12 protein-coding genes and 3 pseudogenes are annotated in these 16,175 nt (G+C 72.4%); 9 read left to right on the top strand and 6 right to left on the bottom strand.

The annotated features are described in order from the left end of the window. Positions 1–103: 103 nt before the first annotated feature. Positions 104–430 (bottom strand): hypothetical protein, encoded by a 327-nt coding sequence (locus QQK49_RS02990; RefSeq protein ID WP_284302629.1) that lies wholly within the window; start codon positions 428–430, stop codon positions 104–106. 1 nt (position 431) lies between these two features. Beyond that, positions 432–1,867 (bottom strand): annotated as a pseudogene (locus QQK49_RS02985) (NAD(P)H-quinone dehydrogenase). 93 nt (positions 1,868–1,960) lie between these two features. On the opposite strand from QQK49_RS02985, the gene QQK49_RS02980 reads away from it, so the two are divergent. The 6 genes and pseudogenes from QQK49_RS02980 to QQK49_RS22545 all read left to right on the top strand — a co-directional run bounded on the left by QQK49_RS02980 (position 1,961) and on the right by QQK49_RS22545 (position 7,527). Further along, entirely contained in the window at positions 1,961–3,142 is a 1,182-nt protein-coding gene (locus QQK49_RS02980) for a DUF7847 domain-containing protein (RefSeq protein WP_284302627.1), read from the top strand. Between the two features lie 28 nt (positions 3,143–3,170). After that, complete coding sequence (locus tag QQK49_RS02975; RefSeq protein ID WP_284302626.1) at positions 3,171–3,800, top strand: DUF4129 domain-containing protein; 630 nt, start codon at positions 3,171–3,173, stop codon at positions 3,798–3,800. Then, complete coding sequence (locus QQK49_RS02970; protein ID WP_284302625.1) at positions 3,797–5,020, top strand: DUF4350 domain-containing protein; 1,224 nt, start codon at positions 3,797–3,799, stop codon at positions 5,018–5,020. Before QQK49_RS02975 ends, QQK49_RS02970 begins: the two co-directional genes overlap by 4 nt. Beyond that, positions 5,017–6,164: pseudogene (locus tag QQK49_RS02965) on the top strand (AAA family ATPase). Before QQK49_RS02970 ends, QQK49_RS02965 begins: the two are co-directional and overlap by 4 nt. Positions 6,165–6,166: 2 nt before the next feature. Then, a complete protein-coding gene (locus tag QQK49_RS02960) occupies positions 6,167–7,216 on the top strand; it encodes a DUF58 domain-containing protein (RefSeq protein WP_348536068.1) in 1,050 nt (349 codons plus the stop codon). Then, a complete protein-coding gene (locus QQK49_RS22545) occupies positions 7,213–7,527 on the top strand; it encodes a hypothetical protein (RefSeq protein ID WP_348536067.1) in 315 nt (104 codons plus the stop codon). The genes QQK49_RS02960 and QQK49_RS22545 overlap by 4 nt, the downstream gene beginning before the upstream one ends. A gap of 52 nt (positions 7,528–7,579) precedes the next feature. On the opposite strand, the gene QQK49_RS02955 is transcribed toward QQK49_RS22545, so the two are convergent. After that, on the bottom strand, positions 7,580–8,581 hold the full coding sequence (locus QQK49_RS02955; protein WP_284302624.1) for a stage II sporulation protein M: 1,002 nt from the start codon (positions 8,579–8,581) through the stop codon (positions 7,580–7,582). A gap of 69 nt (positions 8,582–8,650) precedes the next feature. Between QQK49_RS02955 and QQK49_RS02950 the strand changes: the two genes are divergently transcribed. Beyond that, positions 8,651–9,481 (top strand): RDD family protein, encoded by an 831-nt coding sequence (locus QQK49_RS02950; protein WP_284302622.1) that lies wholly within the window; start codon positions 8,651–8,653, stop codon positions 9,479–9,481. Here QQK49_RS02950 and QQK49_RS02945 read toward each other — a convergent pair. From QQK49_RS02945 to QQK49_RS02935, 3 genes are all read right to left on the bottom strand, one after another. Further along, positions 9,471–10,670, bottom strand: a complete 1,200-nt coding sequence (locus QQK49_RS02945; RefSeq protein ID WP_284302621.1) for an amidohydrolase — start codon at positions 10,668–10,670, stop codon at positions 9,471–9,473. The two genes, QQK49_RS02950 and QQK49_RS02945, sit on opposite strands and share 11 nt — an antisense overlap. 163 nt (positions 10,671–10,833) lie before the next feature. Further along, entirely contained in the window at positions 10,834–12,423 is a 1,590-nt protein-coding gene (locus QQK49_RS02940) for an acyl-CoA mutase large subunit family protein (RefSeq protein ID WP_284302619.1), read from the bottom strand. A gap of 192 nt (positions 12,424–12,615) precedes the next feature. Further along, on the bottom strand, positions 12,616–13,728 hold the full coding sequence (locus QQK49_RS02935; RefSeq protein WP_284302618.1) for a mannose-1-phosphate guanylyltransferase: 1,113 nt from the start codon (positions 13,726–13,728) through the stop codon (positions 12,616–12,618). A 248-nt stretch (positions 13,729–13,976) separates the two neighbouring features. Here QQK49_RS02935 and QQK49_RS02930 point away from each other — a divergent pair, with 248 nt between their 5' ends. After that, a complete protein-coding gene (locus QQK49_RS02930; RefSeq protein ID WP_284302617.1) occupies positions 13,977–15,107 on the top strand; it encodes a glycosyltransferase family 4 protein in 1,131 nt (376 codons plus the stop codon). 179 nt (positions 15,108–15,286) lie between these two features. Continuing rightward, positions 15,287–16,075, top strand: a pseudogene (locus QQK49_RS02925) (D-alanyl-D-alanine carboxypeptidase family protein); the annotation flags it as partial. Positions 16,076–16,175 lie beyond the last annotated feature (100 nt).

Genomic DNA, 16,175 nt, shown 5'->3' with positions numbered 1-16,175 from the left:
CAAACCGCCGCCTATAACCGGCGGTTTCGGCGATCGAAGGGGTTACGCCCAAACCGCCGCCTATAACCGGCGGTTTCGGCGATCGAAGGGGTTGCGCGCGGGCTCAGATCGGTTCCGGGCGGTCGATCGGTTCCGGGGCCTCGACCGGGTCGGGGCGGTAGGTGTCCGGGCGGTAGCCGTCGGCCCGGGACTCCTCCCGGAACGCCTCCTTGGCCTGACCCGTGGTGTCCTTCACCCGGCCGACCATCTCACCGCCCTTGGCGACCGCCTCACCGAACCGGCCGTCGGTGCGTTCGTCGAGCACCTCACCCACGGCCTCCGCGGTCCGGCGGGCCTCCTTGGCCGTGCGACGCGCCTGGTCCGGCGCGTCCTCGGCCAGATCGCGGCCCTTGTCGCGGGCCCGCCTGAACAACCCTCTGACGTCGACCATCTCAGTCCTCCGGAGTGACGTGGAGCCGGCGTGCCGCCTCGGCGATCGAGCCCGACAGCGACGGGTAGACGGTGACCGTGGACGCCACCTGGTCGACGGTGAGCCGCTCGTGGACCGCGAGCGCGATGGGGAAGATCAACTCGGAGGCCCGCGGCGCGACGACCACGCCACCGAGGAGGGTGTTGCTGCCCTCGCGCGCGAAGAGCTTGACGAACCCCTCCTCGAGGTTGTCCATCTTGGCGCGCGGGTTGGTCGACAGCGGCATCATGATCTGCCGGATGCCTTCCTCCGCCTGCACCGGCGAACCCTGATCCTTGGCCGACGGAGACGCGAGTCCGGTTCCGACCGTGGCGATCTCGGGCTCGGTGAAGATGTTGGCGCTGATGCCGCGGACCTGCAGCGGGGTGACCGCGTCGCCGAGGGAATGGGCCACCGCGATGCGTCCCTGCATGGCCGCGACCGACGCCAGCGGAAGGACTCCCGTGCAGTCGCCCGCGGCGTAGACACCGCGAGCCGTCGTCCGCGACACGCGGTCGACGACGATGTGACCGCTCTCGGTGGTCTCGACGCCCGCCTCGGCGAGGCCCAGCCCCTCGGTCTGCGGCACCGAACCGACCGCGATGAGCGCGTGCGATCCGGTGACCTGACGGCCGTCGACCAGCGTGACGACGACACCGTCGTCGGTGCGCTCCACGCTCGCCGCGCGCGAGCGGTTGAGGACCTCCATGCCCTGGGCGCGGAAGACGCGCTCGATCAGCTCGGCCGCGTCGGGGTCCTCTCCCGGCAGCACGCGGTCGCGGGAGGAGACGAGCACGACCTCGCTGCCGAGACCGAGGTAGGCCTGCGCGAGTTCGGCTCCGGTGACACCGGATCCGACGACGACCAGCCGCTGCGGCACCTCCCGCAGGTTCCAGATGTCCTTCCAGGTGAGGATGCGTTCGCCGTCGGGCTGCATCGTCTCCATGACCCGCGGCGTGGCCCCGGTGGCGATGAGGATCATCTCGGCCGTCAGGGTGGACGTCTCGCCGGAAGTCGTCGTGACCTCCACTGTCGAGGAGTCGAGCAGCCGGCCCGTGCCCGCCACGACGGTGACACCGACCTGGGCCAGCCGGGCGCCGATGTCGTGGCTCTGCGCCCCGGCGAGGGCGAGGATGCGCTGGTTGACCTCGGTCAGATCGGCCTCGAGGGCTCCCCCGAGTCGTCGGCGTCCTTGCCCGCGAGGTGGACGCCACGCTTGCCGGCCTCCACGACCTGACCCACGTAGGCGGCCGTCGAGATGAGGGCCTTGCTCGGCACGCAGTCGGTGAGGACCGCCGCCCCGCCCAGCCCGTCACGGTCGACGACCGTGACCTTGCCCCCGATCGCCGCGGCCACCAACGCCGCCTCGTACCCACCGGGACCGCCACCCAGCACCACCACGGACGTCTCTCGTTCCATCACGCGCACATCCTCTCATCAGGGGGTGTACCGGCGAAGTGGCAACCGGTGAGCCATGATGGGCGGGTCGGCAACACATCAGGGGAGTTGGTCATGAGCCAGTGGGACGACCCCACACGGGGATACGACGATCGGCGCGAGGGGTGGGCCGCGCCCGGTGGCCGACCGGCCGACGGCGCGCACGAGCACGACCCGGGGACCACTCGTCCGGGTGAACGTCCCGGTGAGCAGCCCGGTGGACACGCCGGTGGGCCCTCGGACTGGCGGCAGCCCTCGGGCGACGCCGTCGCCCCCGCGGGAGGTCGCCCGAGCGGCGCCTTCGTCCGCGTCGGCCCCGGCGGGGTGCCCGAGCTGTGGCCCGGCCCGATCCCGCTGCGCCCCCTGAGTTTCGGGGAAGTCCTCGAGTCCGCCTTCCGCGTGCTGAGGTTCAACCCGCGCACGATCTTCGGCCTGTCGTTCGTCGTGCTGGCCGTGACGACGGTGGTCGGTCTGGCCCTCGTCTTCGGGCTGTCCTCGGTGTTGCTGGACGGCCAGGACCTGCTGACCACCTCCCCCACGGGAGGCGTCCCCGGCGAACTCGGGCTGCAGCTCAACAGCATGCTGCTGTCGTTCGTCACGTTCTTCCTCAGCGGCATCCTCATCGTGCCCATCGCCGAGGCCGCTCTCGGCCGGAGATTGACGGCCGGTGAGAGCTGGCGACGCATCAAGGGGCGCCTGCTGCCCCTGCTCGGCTACCTGCTCATCTCGGCCCTCATCCTCGTGGCGCTCGTCGTCCCCGCCGTGGCGGCCATCGTCGCGGCGGTGTTGTCGGAGAGCGGTGTCACGATCGCGTTCACCGTGATCGGCGTGCTCATCGCGCTCCTGGCCCTCTACGCGTGGATCACCGTCAGCCTCTGCCTCGCGCCGGCGGCGATCGTGCTCGAACAGGTCGGGCCCATCACGGCGATCAAGCGGTCCTTCCGCCTCATCCGGGGTGCGTTCTGGCGCACCTTCGGGCTCCTCGTCGTCGTCACGCTCATCACGAGCATCATCGCCGGCATGCTCATGGGCGGTGTGATGATCGCGGTCGCCCTCCTGCTCTTCGCCGGTGAGGGCAACCCCGCGGCGGCCTTCGCCTACATCGCCGTGACCTCCGTGATGACGGCGCTGGTGAGCACGATCGTGCAGCCGCTGAGCTCCGCGGTGAACGCGCTCATCTACCTCGACCGCCGATTCCGCACCGAGGCGCTGGCCGTCGACCTCCTCGCCGAGGCCGAGCGCACCAACCCGCTCTGACGTGCTTCTTCGCCACGCGCTGAGGTCGATGCTCGCCATCGACACCGACGACGCCCGCCGCGAACTGTCGGACGAGCTGTGGAATCCCGTCTACGCCGGTAGCTGGTGGGAACGCTTCAAGGGGTGGCTCGCCGACCAGCTCCTCATCGAGACCGGGGACGTCGACCTGTCGACGGTGTTCCTCGTCCTCGCCGCGCTCGCGACCCTGGCCGTGGGGATCGGCGTGGTCGTGGCGATGCGGCGTCGGGCGCGTCAGCGAGCTGCGGCCGAGACCGGTGACGCCGTGTTCGAGGGCGAACACGCGCTCACCGCACGCGAATACCGCGAGCGCGCGGAGGCCCACGCTGTCGCCGGCAGGTTCGACGCGGCCGCACTGGACCGCTACCGCGCCATCGGCGCCGACGCGATCGAGGCGCGGCTGGTCACCGACTCCCCCGACCTCACCGCCCACGAGGTGGGCGCCGCCCTCGCCCGCTCCTATCCCGACCACGCCGACCGGGCGTGGCGCGCCGGGGTGCTCTTCGACCTCGTCCGCTACGGCGGCGGACACGCCGACGCCGACGACGTCCGTGCCCTCGCCGACCTCGACGCCGCCCTGCTCGAGGCCAGTCCCGTCACCGGTGGCCGTCGCGACGCCCTCCCGGCGGTCCCGCGATGACAGCCACGCCGACGACCTCGGCAGCGTCGACGTCGACCTCCGCGGCGAACCCGGCGGCGAGCCCGGCGTCCGGGGGACCGGCCCGCCGATCCCGATTCCGGCCCACCAGAGGCGTGCTCATCGGAGCCGGGCTCGTCGTCCTGCTCGCCCTCGTCGCGATCCTCGTCCCCCGCGGCGACGGATTCCGCCCTCTCGACCCGGCGTCGGCCGGCCCCACCGGCGCGCGGGCCCTGAGTCAGGTGCTCGAACGCCGCGGCGTGCAGACCGACGTCGTCAGGTCGGTCGAGGAGTTGAGGGCCGCGCGCACCGACTCGGGCACGACGGTGCTGGTCACCGGACCGGACGTACCCGAGCGAGCGGTGGCTCTGCTCCGCGAACGCCGGGACGTGCATCGGCTCGTCCTCGTGACCCCCTCGGCCCCGATCCTCGACGGGTTGAACCTCCCGGCCACGCCGGTGGGCCGCCAGGGCCGTCTCGAGGCCGCCTGCGAGGTCGGCGCCGTGCAGCCCACGGACACCCTCAGCGCCGGATCGCTCGTGTACCGCCCGACCACGTCGGGGGTCACCACGTGCTTCGCGGCGATCGACGAGGACCGGCCGGACGACGTGGCCCCGGCCGCCTACCTGGAGTTCGGCGCCACCGGCTCCCACCCCGACACCGTGGTCTTCGGCCAGGACCAGGCATTCAGCAACGCCCACATCACGCGGGAGTCGCACGCGGCGATCGCCCTGCGGCTGCTCGGCACCGAGACCACGCGGGTGCTCTGGTACGTCCCGAGCCCCGACGAGGACGACCCCGCCGTCGAGGGCGACCGGCCGACGGCGCCGGAGTGGATCCTCCCCGCCCTGATCATCACCGCGCTGACGGTGCTGCTGCTGTGCCTGTGGCGCGGACGGAGGCTCGGCCCGATCACCGTCGAGCCGCTCCCGGTCGTCGTCCCCGCCGGTGAGACGACCAGCGCCCGCGCCCGCCTGTACCGCCGCGCCGGCGACGAGCAGGCCGTCGCCCGCATCCTCACCGACGCCGCGACCGAGGAGATCCGCCGACGCCTGCGGCTGCCCGCCGATGCCGATGTCGCCCGGATCGCCGAGGCCGTCCACCGCGCCACCGGCGAGGACCGGAGCGAGGTCTCCGCCCTGTTGTCCACCACCGTCCCCGACAGCCTCGACGCCCACGCCCGGCGTCTTCGCCGCCTACGCAGGAAGGTCCGCACGTCATGACCGACGCACCCACTCCTCCCACCGACGACACCGGCCGGACGCCGGACGTCGAGGGCGCCGGCGGCGCGACCTCCGCCGGCGCGACCTCCGCCGGCGCGACCTCCGCCGGCGCGACCTCCGGCGAGGCGACCTCCGGCGAGGCGACCATCGCCACCGAGCCCTCCACCGGGACGACCTCGGGACCTCCCGCCGCCGCGGGTGCTGCACTCGAGGCCCTCCGCCGCGTCCGGACCGAGGTGGGCAAGGCCGTCGTCGGTCAGGACGCCGCGGTCTCCGGGCTCCTCATCGGTCTCATCGCCGGCGGGCACGTCCTGCTCGAGGGCGTGCCCGGCGTCGCCAAGACGCTGCTCGTCCGGTCGTTGGCCGCGGCGCTGTCGATCGAGACCCGCCGCGTGCAGTTCACGCCCGACCTCATGCCCGGCGACATCACGGGCTCGCTGATCTACGACCAGCACCGGGGCGACTTCACGTTCCGCGAGGGCCCGGTGTTCACCAACCTCCTGCTCGCCGACGAGATCAACCGGACCCCGCCCAAGACCCAGGCCGCACTGCTGGAGGCCATGGAGGAACGTCAGGTCACCGTCGACGGCTCCCCGCGCCGCCTGCCCACGCCCTTCCTCGTGGCCGCCACCCAGAACCCCGTCGAGTACGAGGGCACCTACCCGCTGCCCGAGGCCCAGCTCGACCGGTTCCTGCTCAAGCTGCACCTGGAGCTGCCCGACCGGGACGACGAGATCGAGGTGCTGCGCCGCCACGCGGACGGGTTCGATCCCCGCAACCTGGCCGCCGCGGGCGTCTCCCCGTGGCCGGCCCCGACGACGTGCTCGCGGCGGCCGCCGCCGTGCGAGAGGTGACCGTCTCCACCGAGGTCGCCGCCTACATCATCGACATCGCCCGGGCGAGCAGGGCCCTGCCGTCGGTGGCGCTCGGCGTCAGCCCCCGTGGTGCGACGGCCCTGCTGGCGACCTCCCGCGCCTGGGCCTGGCTCAACGGCCGCGGGTTCGTCACCCCCGACGACGTCAAGGCCCTCGCGCCGGCCACCCTGGCCCACCGCCTGCTGCTGCGGACGGAGGCCGAACTCGACGGGGTCACGGCCTCCGCCGCGCTCACCGGCGCGATCGGCTCCGTCGCCGTCCCCCGCTGAGCATGGCCATCACCGGTCGCGCCGTCGCGTTCATGGCGCTCGGTCTCCTGCCCGTCGTCCTGCGACCGGCCGGGTCCACCGTGCTCGCCTGGGTGCTGCTCGTCGTCGTGGCGATCGCGCTGGACGTGATCCTCGCGCCCCGGCGATCCGTCCTGACCATCACCCGTGACGCGCTCGAGCCGCTGCGCCTGGAGGAGACGGGCTCGACGACGCTCCGGGTGCACCACACGGGTCGCCGCACGGTCCGGGGGCTGCTGCGCGACGCGTGGCAGCCGTCGGTGGGCACGAGCGGCGAGCGGCATCGGTTGCGGTTGCGGCCGGCGGACACCGTCGAGCTGACGACGACGGTGCGCCCGGTGCGCCGCGGCGACCTCGTCACCGACCGCGTCACCGTGCGCACCCTCGGGCCCCTCGGCCTGGCCGGACGTCAGGGTGGCGTCGAGGTGCCGGGCGTCCTGCGCGTCCTGCCCGCCTTCCCCTCGCGCAAACACCTGCCGGGGCTCCTGGCCGAGCTGCGGGTCCTCGACGGACGCTCCGCCGTGCGCACCCGCGGGCAGGGCACCGAGTTCGACTCGCTGCGGGACTACGTGCCCGGCGACGACGTGCGCAGCATCGACTGGCGGGCGACGGCGCGACGGACCAACGTCGTCGTGCGCACCTGGCGCCCCGAACGCGACCGGCAGATCATCCTGCTGCTCGACACCTCACGCACCTCCGCGGGCCGCGTCGACGACGTCCCGCGCCTGGACGCGGCCATGGACGCCGCGCTCCTGCTCGCCGCCCTCGTCACGCGCGCGGGCGACCGGGTCGACCTCGTGGCCGGAGATCGGATCGTCCGCCGGATCTCCGGTGGCGGACGCGGCGGCGGTCGGCGCGAGGACCGGTTGCACCAGATCATCGAGGCGATGGCCCCGCTGGAACCCTCACTGCTCGAAGCGGATTGGAGTCGACTGGCCGCCCAGGCCCTCGACGTCAGCCACGGCCGCGCGCTCGTGGTGCTGCTCACCCCCTCGAGCCCGTCGTCGTCGAGGAGACCCTGCTGCCCGCGTTGACGGCCCTCGGCGCCAAGCACCGTGTGCTCCTCGCCTCGGTCCAGGACCCCGCCCTCGACCGCACGACCGGCGACACGCCGCACGGCGACCGGACCGGGCCGGCGGGTTCGGCCCCCGGCGGCGTCGGTGGGGACGATCGCCCGGTCGACGCCTACGAGGTCGCCGCGGCCGAATACGCCCTCGCCCGGCGCCGCCGCACCGCCGAGGTGCTCTCCGGACTCGGGGTCATCGTGCTCGACAGCCCACCCGACAAGCTCCCGCGCGACCTCTGCGACACCTACCTCGACCTCAAGGCGCGCGGCCTGCTCTGATCGGAACTCCTCGGCGCACGGCCCACGCCCGGCGTCGCGCCGGCCGAGACGCTCAGGCGCGCGAGGGTGCCTCCGCGACGACCGCCGCACCGGTGACGTCGCCGGTCGCGCCCCGTGCCGCCGCGCGGCGTCCGAGCACGAAGACGTAGACGAGGAAACCGATCTCGGCGGCCACGCCGATCCCGATCCGCGCCGCCGTCGACAGTCCCGACGGGGTGACGAACCCCTCGATGACGCCCGAGATCGCGAACACGACGACCAACCCGAGTGCGATCCCCACCGACGTGCGCGCCTCCGCGCCGAGGGAGGAGAACCGGCTGCGGGGGCCGGGATCGACCCACGACCAGAACAGCCGCAGGCCGACGCCGGCCGCGACGAACACGGCGGTCAGCTCCAGCAGGCCGTGCGGGGTGATGAGGCCGAAGAACAGTGCGCCCCGGCCGTGCTGGATCATCAGCGCCCCGGACAGGGCCAGGTTGAGCATGTTCTGGTGGAGCACCCACACCACCGGCGCACCGAAGATGCCGAACGCGATGGCCTGCGCCCCCACCCACGCGTTGTTGGTGAAGACCTGGAACGCGAAACTCGAGGCCGCGTACTCGCTGTAGTAGTTCTCGAAGTCGTGCTCCACCAGCCGGCGCACGCTCTCGTCGTCGACCATGGCGCTGGTGAAGTCGGGGTTCGCGAGGAACCACCAGCCCACGACCACCGCGTACAGCACGCTGAGGACGAGCGTGGCCACCCACCACCGGCTGCTGCGGTACAACGCCGCGGGAAAGGTGGTCGTGAAGAACGTGACGATCCCCCCGAGGGTCCCTCGACGCACCTCGACGGCGTACGCCTTCGTGCGGGCGCGGGTGACCAGCCACGACAGGTACGGCACGAGGTAGGGATCGGGGGTGGCCGAGCGCACGAGGGACAGGTGGGTCGTGGTGCGCTGGTAGAGGTCGAGGAGTTCGTCGGCCTCGGCCGTGGTCAGCCGCGAGCGCTTGCAGAGCGCCTCCAGCCGTGACCACGACGGACCGTGCACTGCGGTGAAGGCGTCGACGTCCACGCCTTCACTGTACGGGCGCGGGTGAGCCGGCGTGCACGCGCCGAGAGCGGCGCCCCCTACCCTGGTGGCATGCGCTCAGGGCTGCCCAAGGACGACCTCGTCACCGGTGAGGCGGTCGTCGTCGCCCTCCCCTTCGCCGGCCTGGCGATCCGCGCGCTGTCCGGTGCCGTCGACATGTTCGTGCACCTCCTGCTCACCGTGGGGCTCACCTTCGGCTTCGTCCGTGTGGCAGGCGGTCTGGACGACGCGCTGGTCACGTCGTTCTCGTTGCTCATCACCGTGTTCTGCCTCGTCGGCTTTCCCGTGATCTGCGAATCGCTCACCGGCCGGACCGTGGGCAAGAAGCTCACCGGCCTGCGCACCGTCCGCAACGACGGCGGCCCGGCCGACCCGCGGCGCATCGTCACCCGCCACCTCATCGGCGTCGTCGAGATCTGGCTCACCGGCGGCGTTCCGGCACTCATCACGGGGCTGCTCACCGAGCCCACCCGCCGCCTCGGCGACATCGCCGCCGGCACCTACGTCGCGCGCGACCGCGTGCGTCTGGAGTTGCCTCCGCCGCCGGAGATGCCCGCGCCCTTGCAGGCCTGGGCGCGGATCGCCGACCTCGGACGCATCCCCGACGAGCTCGCCATCCTCGTGCGGACGACGATGGCGCAGCAGGCCGACTTCACCGGCGCCTCCGGTGAGCGGATCGAGCAGATGCTCGCCTCCCGGGTCGCCGAACACGTCTCGCCGGATCCTCCCCGCGGCACGACGGCGCGGGCCTTCCTGCAGGCCGTGATGGCCGAGCGACGCCGGCGTGAGACGGACCGCCTCGAGGGTCAGCAGACCCGACGCCGCCGGCTCTTCGGCGGTGTCGCCGGCACCGATCGGCCCACCGCGCAGGTCAGCCCGTGAACGCCTCGCGCCGGGATCGCCGGGTCGCGAACGGCAGACAGGCGTAGACCCGGGCGCCGATGCTCACGGCCCGCTCGTCGACGACGATGTCGCCACGGTGCAGGTCGTAGGTGGTCCCCCCGGGAGTCCGCGTGCCGAGCCGCCCGAGCGCCCCCTGACGGCCCCGGACCAGCCACGCGAAGTCCTCACCGCCGAGGGACTGATCCGTCTCCCCCGCGCCCTCGGGGCCCAGGACGGCCACCGTCGCGGCCCGCAGCGCGTCGATCCCCCACTCGGTGTTGACCACCGGCGGGACCCCCGGGACGTGCCGCAACTCGGCCTCGACGCCGTAAGGGGCGACGACCGCGTCGACGAGTTCGGTGAGCAATGGACCGATCCCCTGCCAGGCGTCGGCGTCGAGCATGCGCAGCGTCCCCGTCACCTCACCCGAGTCGGGGATGACGTTGGGCACCCCACCCGCGTGCACGCCGCCCCACACGAGCAGGGCACCCGCACGCGGGTCCAGTCGACGCGACAGGGCTCCGGGCAGGTCGGTGATGACCTTGCCGAGGGCGAACGTGAGGTCCTCGGTGAGGAACGGGCGGGAGGTGTGGCCGCCGTGACCGGTGAGACGGACGGTCACCTGGTCGCCGGCCGCGGTGATCGGCCCGACGCGCAGACCGACCTCACCGACGTCGCGGCGGGGGTCGCAGTGCAGGGCGAACACGATGTCGAGGTCGTCCACGAGCCCCCGCTCGACGATGAGCCGCGCGCCGCCGGGCATCGACTCCTCGGCCGGCTGGAACAAGAGCCTGACCGCGATCTGATGGTGGACGAGGGCCTCCTCGTGGGAGGCCAGGGCCAACGCGGCGCCGAGCAGGGCCGTGGTGTGGACGTCGTGCCCGCAGGCGTGCGCCACGCCACGACGTCGTGACTCGAAGGGCAGACCGGTGCGCTCCAGGAGCGGCAGGGCGTCCAGATCGGCGCGCAGTCCCACCCGCACCACGGGGTCCTCGGAGCCGAGCTCGACGACCAGCCCCGTCTTGTCGAGCCGCGTGGCCTCGACCTCCGCACGCTCGAGCCGATCGAGCACGACCCGGGTGGTCCGGACCTCCTGCCAGGACAACTCGGGGCTCTCGTGGATGTCGCGCCGGATCGACACGAGCTCGGGTTCGAGCCCCTGAATCGTCCGGGCCAGACCGCTCGTCACCGCATCGAGGTTCACAATTGCCCGAGTTTACGCATCGCGGCGCCGACCTGCGGGACCGTCCGAGGGTCGACGTGTCAGAAGGGCGACACAGACTTGTCACGGACAGGCGAACGGCGGTGCTCTCCCGCAGGAGAGCACCGCCGTCGCGAGGCTTTCGGTCGGATCAGAACGCGTCGACCGGGACGTACTGGCCCCAGACGTCACGCAGCGCGTTGCTGACCTCGCCGCCGGTGGCGTGGGCCGCCAGCGCGTCCTTCATCGGGTAGAGGAGGTTGTCGCTGCCCTCGGCGGCCCGCTTGAGCTCGCCGAGCGCCTGGTCGACCTTGCCCTGGTCCCGACCGGCCCGCAGCTTGTCGAGGCTCTCGTGCTGGTCGGCCTCGATGGCCGGGTCGACGCGCAGCGGCTCGTACTTCTCCTCCTCGTCGATCTGGTACTTGTTCAGGCCGACGACGATGCGCTCACCGGAGTCGATCTTGAGCTGCTGCTCGTAGGCCGAGCGCTCGATCTCCTGCTTCTGGAAACCCTGCTCGATGGCCGAGGCCGCGCCGCCCTTGTCGTCGACCGCCTGGATGAGCTGGAGGATCTCCTCCTCGAGGTCGTTGGTCAGCGACTCGACGACGTAGCTGCCCGCGAACGGGTCGACGGTCTTGCAGACGTCGGTCTCGTACGCGATGACCTGCTGGGTACGCAGCGCCAGCCGGGCCGCCTTCTGCGTGGGCAGGGCGATGGCCTCGTCGAAGGAGTTGGTGTGCAGCGACTGCGTGCCACCGAGCACCGCGGCCAGACCCTGCAGGGAGACGCGGATGAGGTTGACCTCGGGCTGCTGCGCCGTGAGCTGCACGCCCGCGGTCTGGGTGTGGAAGCGCAGCATCTGCGACTTCGGGTTCGTCGCCCCGAACTCCTCCTTCATGATGCGCGCCCAGATGCGACGGGCCGCACGGAACTTCGCGACCTCCTCGAGCAGGGTCGTGCGGGCCACGAAGAAGAACGAGAGCCGCGGCGCGAAGGTGTCGACGTCGAGACCCGCGGCCTGCGCGGCCTTGACGTACTCCTTGGCGTTGGCCAGCGTGAACGCGACCTCCTGCGCAGGCGTCGCCCCCGCCTCGGCCATGTGGTAGCCGGAGATCGAGATGGTGTTCCAGCGCGGCATCTCCTTGCTGCAGTAGCCGAAGATGTCGCTGATGAGCCGCAGGGACTCCTTGGGCGGGTAGATGTAGGTGCCGCGGGCGATGTACTCCTTGAGCACGTCGTTCTGGATGGTGCCCGCGAGCTTGGTGGAGTCGACGCCCTGCTCGGCCGCGACGAGCTGGTACATGAGCAGCAGCGTGGAGGCGGGGGCGTTGATCGTCATCGACGTCGAGATCTCACCGAGCGGCAGACCGTCGAACAGGACCCGCATGTCGTCGATCGAGTCGACCGCCACACCCACCTTGCCGACCTCGCCGGCGGCCAGCGGGGCGTCGGAGTCGTAGCCCATCTGCGTCGGCAGGTCGAACGCGACGGACAGACCGCCGGTGCCCGCGGCGACGAGCTGCTTGTACCGCTCGTTGGACTCCTTGGCGGTGCCGAACCCAGCGTACTGCCGCATCGTCCACGGACGTCCGGTGTACATCGTGGGATAGACGCCGCGCGTGAAGGGATAGGAGCCGGGCTCCCCCAGCCGGGCCTGGGCGTCGAAACCGCTCAGGTCGGCGGCCGAGTAGACCGATCGCATCTCCAGGTCGGACTCAGTACGTGCCGTGGATTCACCCATGGCCACCAGGGTAGTCGCGCGCCATGCCCTCATGGGGGGCGAAAGCCTCGCGAGGACCTAGGTCCTCCGAGGATCTCGGGCCGCGAACGGTGCCGTCTCGGCCTCCGGTCCGGACGCTCCCGACCTCGCCCTCGGCGCCGACCAGCGCCGATCCGCCCGGGTCAGCGCGAGCCGGCGCCGGTCACCCCGGGATCAGGTGAGGTCGGTGCGGCCCTCCGCCTTGAGGCGGTCCACGACCTTCTTGACGTGCTGGGCGCGGCCGCGGGTGGTGACGAGCAGCGCGTCCGGGGTGTCGACGACGACGATGTCCTCCACGCCCACGACCGACACCAGACGGTCGCTGCGGGACGCGACGATGCCGGTGGAGTCGATGCCGAGCACGTCGGCGGGCCCCACGGTGTAGAGGTCGGAGGCGGCGGCGTCCGCGTCGTCATCGCGCGCGGCGACCGCGAGCAGGCCTGCGAGCGAATGGAAGTCGCCGATGTCGTCCCACGGGACGTCGCACCGGACGACGGCGACCCGGCCCTCGTCGGCCGCGGGTTCGGCCACCGCGTGGTCGATGGCGATCTTCTCCAGCGCGTCCCATTCCTGCTCGAGGCGCTCCGGCTCGGCCGCGATGCGGCGCAGACCGGCGGCGAGGTCGGGGTGCCACTGTGCCAACAGGTCGAGCAGCACGCGGGCCTTGACCACGAACATGCCCGCGTTCCACCGGAACTCGCCGGTGCCGACGTAGCGTCGGGCGGTCACGGCGTCGGGCTTCTCGACGAACTGCACGACGGACCGGGCGTGCGGGGCGTCGTCGTACTCCAGGGAGGCACCCTCGTGGATGTAGCCGAATCCGGTCGCCGGGTAGGTCGGGCGGATGCCGAGCGTGACGACGTAGTCGTGGCGCGCGACGGCGACGGCCTCGCTGACCATCGCGCGGAAGGTCTCGGGGTCGCCGACGACGTGGTCGGCGGCGAAGGAGCCGATGATCGCCTCGGGGTTGTGGCGTTCGATGACGGCCGCGGCCCACCCGATGGCGGCCATGGAGTCACGCGGGGACGGCTCCGCGAGGATGCGGTCGCTCGGGACCTCGGGGAGCTGCGCGGCGACGGCCTCGGCGTGGCGGCGTCCGGTGACGACGAGGAGCCGCTCGCCGGCCAGCGGGGTGAGCCGGTCGACGGTGGCCTGGATGAGGGTGCGGCCCGATCCGAGCAGGTCGTGCAGGAACTTCGGCGAGCCCGCCCGCGACAGAGGCCACAGCCTCGTGCCCGCCCCACCGGCGGGGATGACGCACCAGAAGTCGTCCCGTGTGTTGGTCATGACGTCCACGGTAATGGACCCCCGGACCGGTCCGGTGCGCGCCGGATGCGCCGGGCTCAGCAGGGGCACGGACACGCGCGCGGACGTCGGTGGCCGCTCGTCTCGCACGCGTCGGTGACTCCACATGAACGCCAGGGGGATCCACCCCGAGGACGAGGTGAATGGCGCCCCCGTCCGGACGTCTGCGCTTCACCCGACACACAGGTCGGCGTCGTCGCCCGGATGCCGGTGGTCGAGACCCTGGCCTCGTGCGTATCGCGATCGTCACGGAATCCTTCCTCCCCTCGCTCAACGGTGTGACGACGAGCGTGTGCCGGGTGCTGGACTGCCTGCGTGCTCGTGGTCACGAGGCCGTGGTCGTGGCGCCCGCCCCGGCGCCGCGGGAGTACAACGGTTTTCCGGTGCAGGCGATCACGCGCGTGCCGGTGCGACAGTTCCAGGTGGGGCTCCCCACCCCGGAGATCGAGTCGATGCTGTCCGCCTTCTCCCCCGACGTCGTCCACGTGGCCTCCCCGTTCTTCCTCGGGGCGCGCGGGCTGGTCGCCGCGCGCAACCTCGACATCCCCGTCCTCGCGATCTACCAGACCGACATGGCCGCCTACGTCCTCCAGCACGGCGGCGCGGCCGGGCGTCCCGCGGCCCGCGCCACGTGGCGCTACCTGCGCTGGGTCCACTCCCTCGCCGACCTCAACCTCGCGCCCTCCTCGGCGGCGCTGACCGACCTGCGGCGCAACGGCATCACCCGCACGGGCCTGTGGGGCCGTGGCGTGGACACCGCCCTGTTCCACCCCGGATGGCGCGACGACGCCGGCTGCCGCGCCCTGCGCCGCACGCTGGCGCCCCGGGGCGAGACGATCGTCGGCTACGTCGGCCGCCTCGCCCCCGAGAAGGAGGTCGACCGCCTGACGCCGCTGGTGGACCTGCCCGGCGTCAAGGTCGCCGTCACCGGTGACGGTCCCTCCCGCCAGGCCCTGCAGGCGCTCCTGCCCGGCGCGACCTTCCTCGGCCGCCGTGAGGGCGACGACCTCGCCCGCGCCTACGCCGTCTGCGACGTGTTCGTCCACACCGGCACGCACGAGACCTTCGGCCAGACCCTCCAGGAGGCCGCGGCCACCGGGCTTCCCGTCGTCGCCCCACGCCGTGGCGGTCCGATCGACCTCGTCGACCACGGACGCACAGGACTCCTCTTCGATCCAGACGACCCGACCGACCTCACCCGCCACGTCGCCTCGCTCACCACCGCCGAGGACGCCTGGGAACGCCGCGCCGTCATGGGCGAGGAGGCGTGTGTCCGCGTGCAGGGCCGCTCCTGGCAGAGCCTGGTCGACGGCCTCATCGCCCACTACGCCGACCTCACGCGCCTCGGCACCGCGGCCTGAATCTTCCCGGATGATGCCCTGACCTGCACCTCTCCGGTATCGTCGAACGAGGGGAATCGTCAACGGTACGGGGAGGGTTCGTGACACTGCGTCGACGGTGCGCCTCGGCGGCGCTCGCCTTCGGGCTGCTCGCCGGCGCCGGCAGCGCTGCTGCCGCGCCTGCCACCACGCCCACCGGCATGCCCGCCATGCCTGCCGCAACCCCCACACCGCCCCCCACGCCCACCACGACACCGCCGATGCCGCAGCCGACCTCGACGATCGGTGGGGCCGGACTCCTGCGCCCGGGCATCCTCTACGACCGCCCCGCCGGGGTGCCGCGCCCGCCCGAACTGCAGGCCGGGGCCTACCTCGTGGCCGACGCGGACGACGGCCGGGTCATCCTCGCCAAGAACGCACACCTGCAGTCACGCCCGGCGAGCACCCTCAAGACCCTCACCGCCCTCACCCTCGCCTCCAAGCTGCCCCGGACCCAGATCGTGGCGGCCACCCCGGAGGACGCAGCCATCGACGGCAGCAAGGTCGGCCTCTGGCCCGGTGAGGAGTACACCGTCGAGCAGTTGATGCTGGGGTTGCTGCTCACCTCGGGCAACGACGCGGCCAACGCCCTCGCCCGCGCCAACGGCGGGATGGCGCCCACGGCCCGTGAGATGACCGAGCACGCGCACGGCATGGGCGCGCTCGACACCTTCGCCAAGAACACGAGCGGTCTCGACGCGACGGGCCAACTCACCTCCGTCTACGACCTGGCGCTGCTCGGCCGCGCCGCCATCGAGGACCCGGTCGTCGGCCGCTACCTCACGGTCAAGACGGCGGAGTTCCCCGGCAAGCGCACCGATGGCCCGGGCAGTCGCCGCGAGCGGTACCAGATCAACAGCCACAACAAGCTGCTGTGGAACTACGACGGCACCATCGGGGTCAAGAACGGGTACACGCAGGCCGCCCGTCAGACGTACATCGGGGCGGTCCGCCGGGGCGATGCGACGTACGCCATCACCTATCTCGGCGGCACGGCCGGCGGCTGGCGGGACACCGCCGCGCTGCTCGACTGGGCCTTCGCCTACGGCG

The organism is Mobilicoccus caccae, assembly GCF_030161635.1.
Taxonomy (GTDB): domain Bacteria; phylum Actinomycetota; class Actinomycetes; order Actinomycetales; family Dermatophilaceae; genus Mobilicoccus; species Mobilicoccus caccae.
The sequence above is the reverse complement of the archived record's forward strand: the minus strand, read 5'-3'. Positions and strand labels throughout refer to the sequence as shown.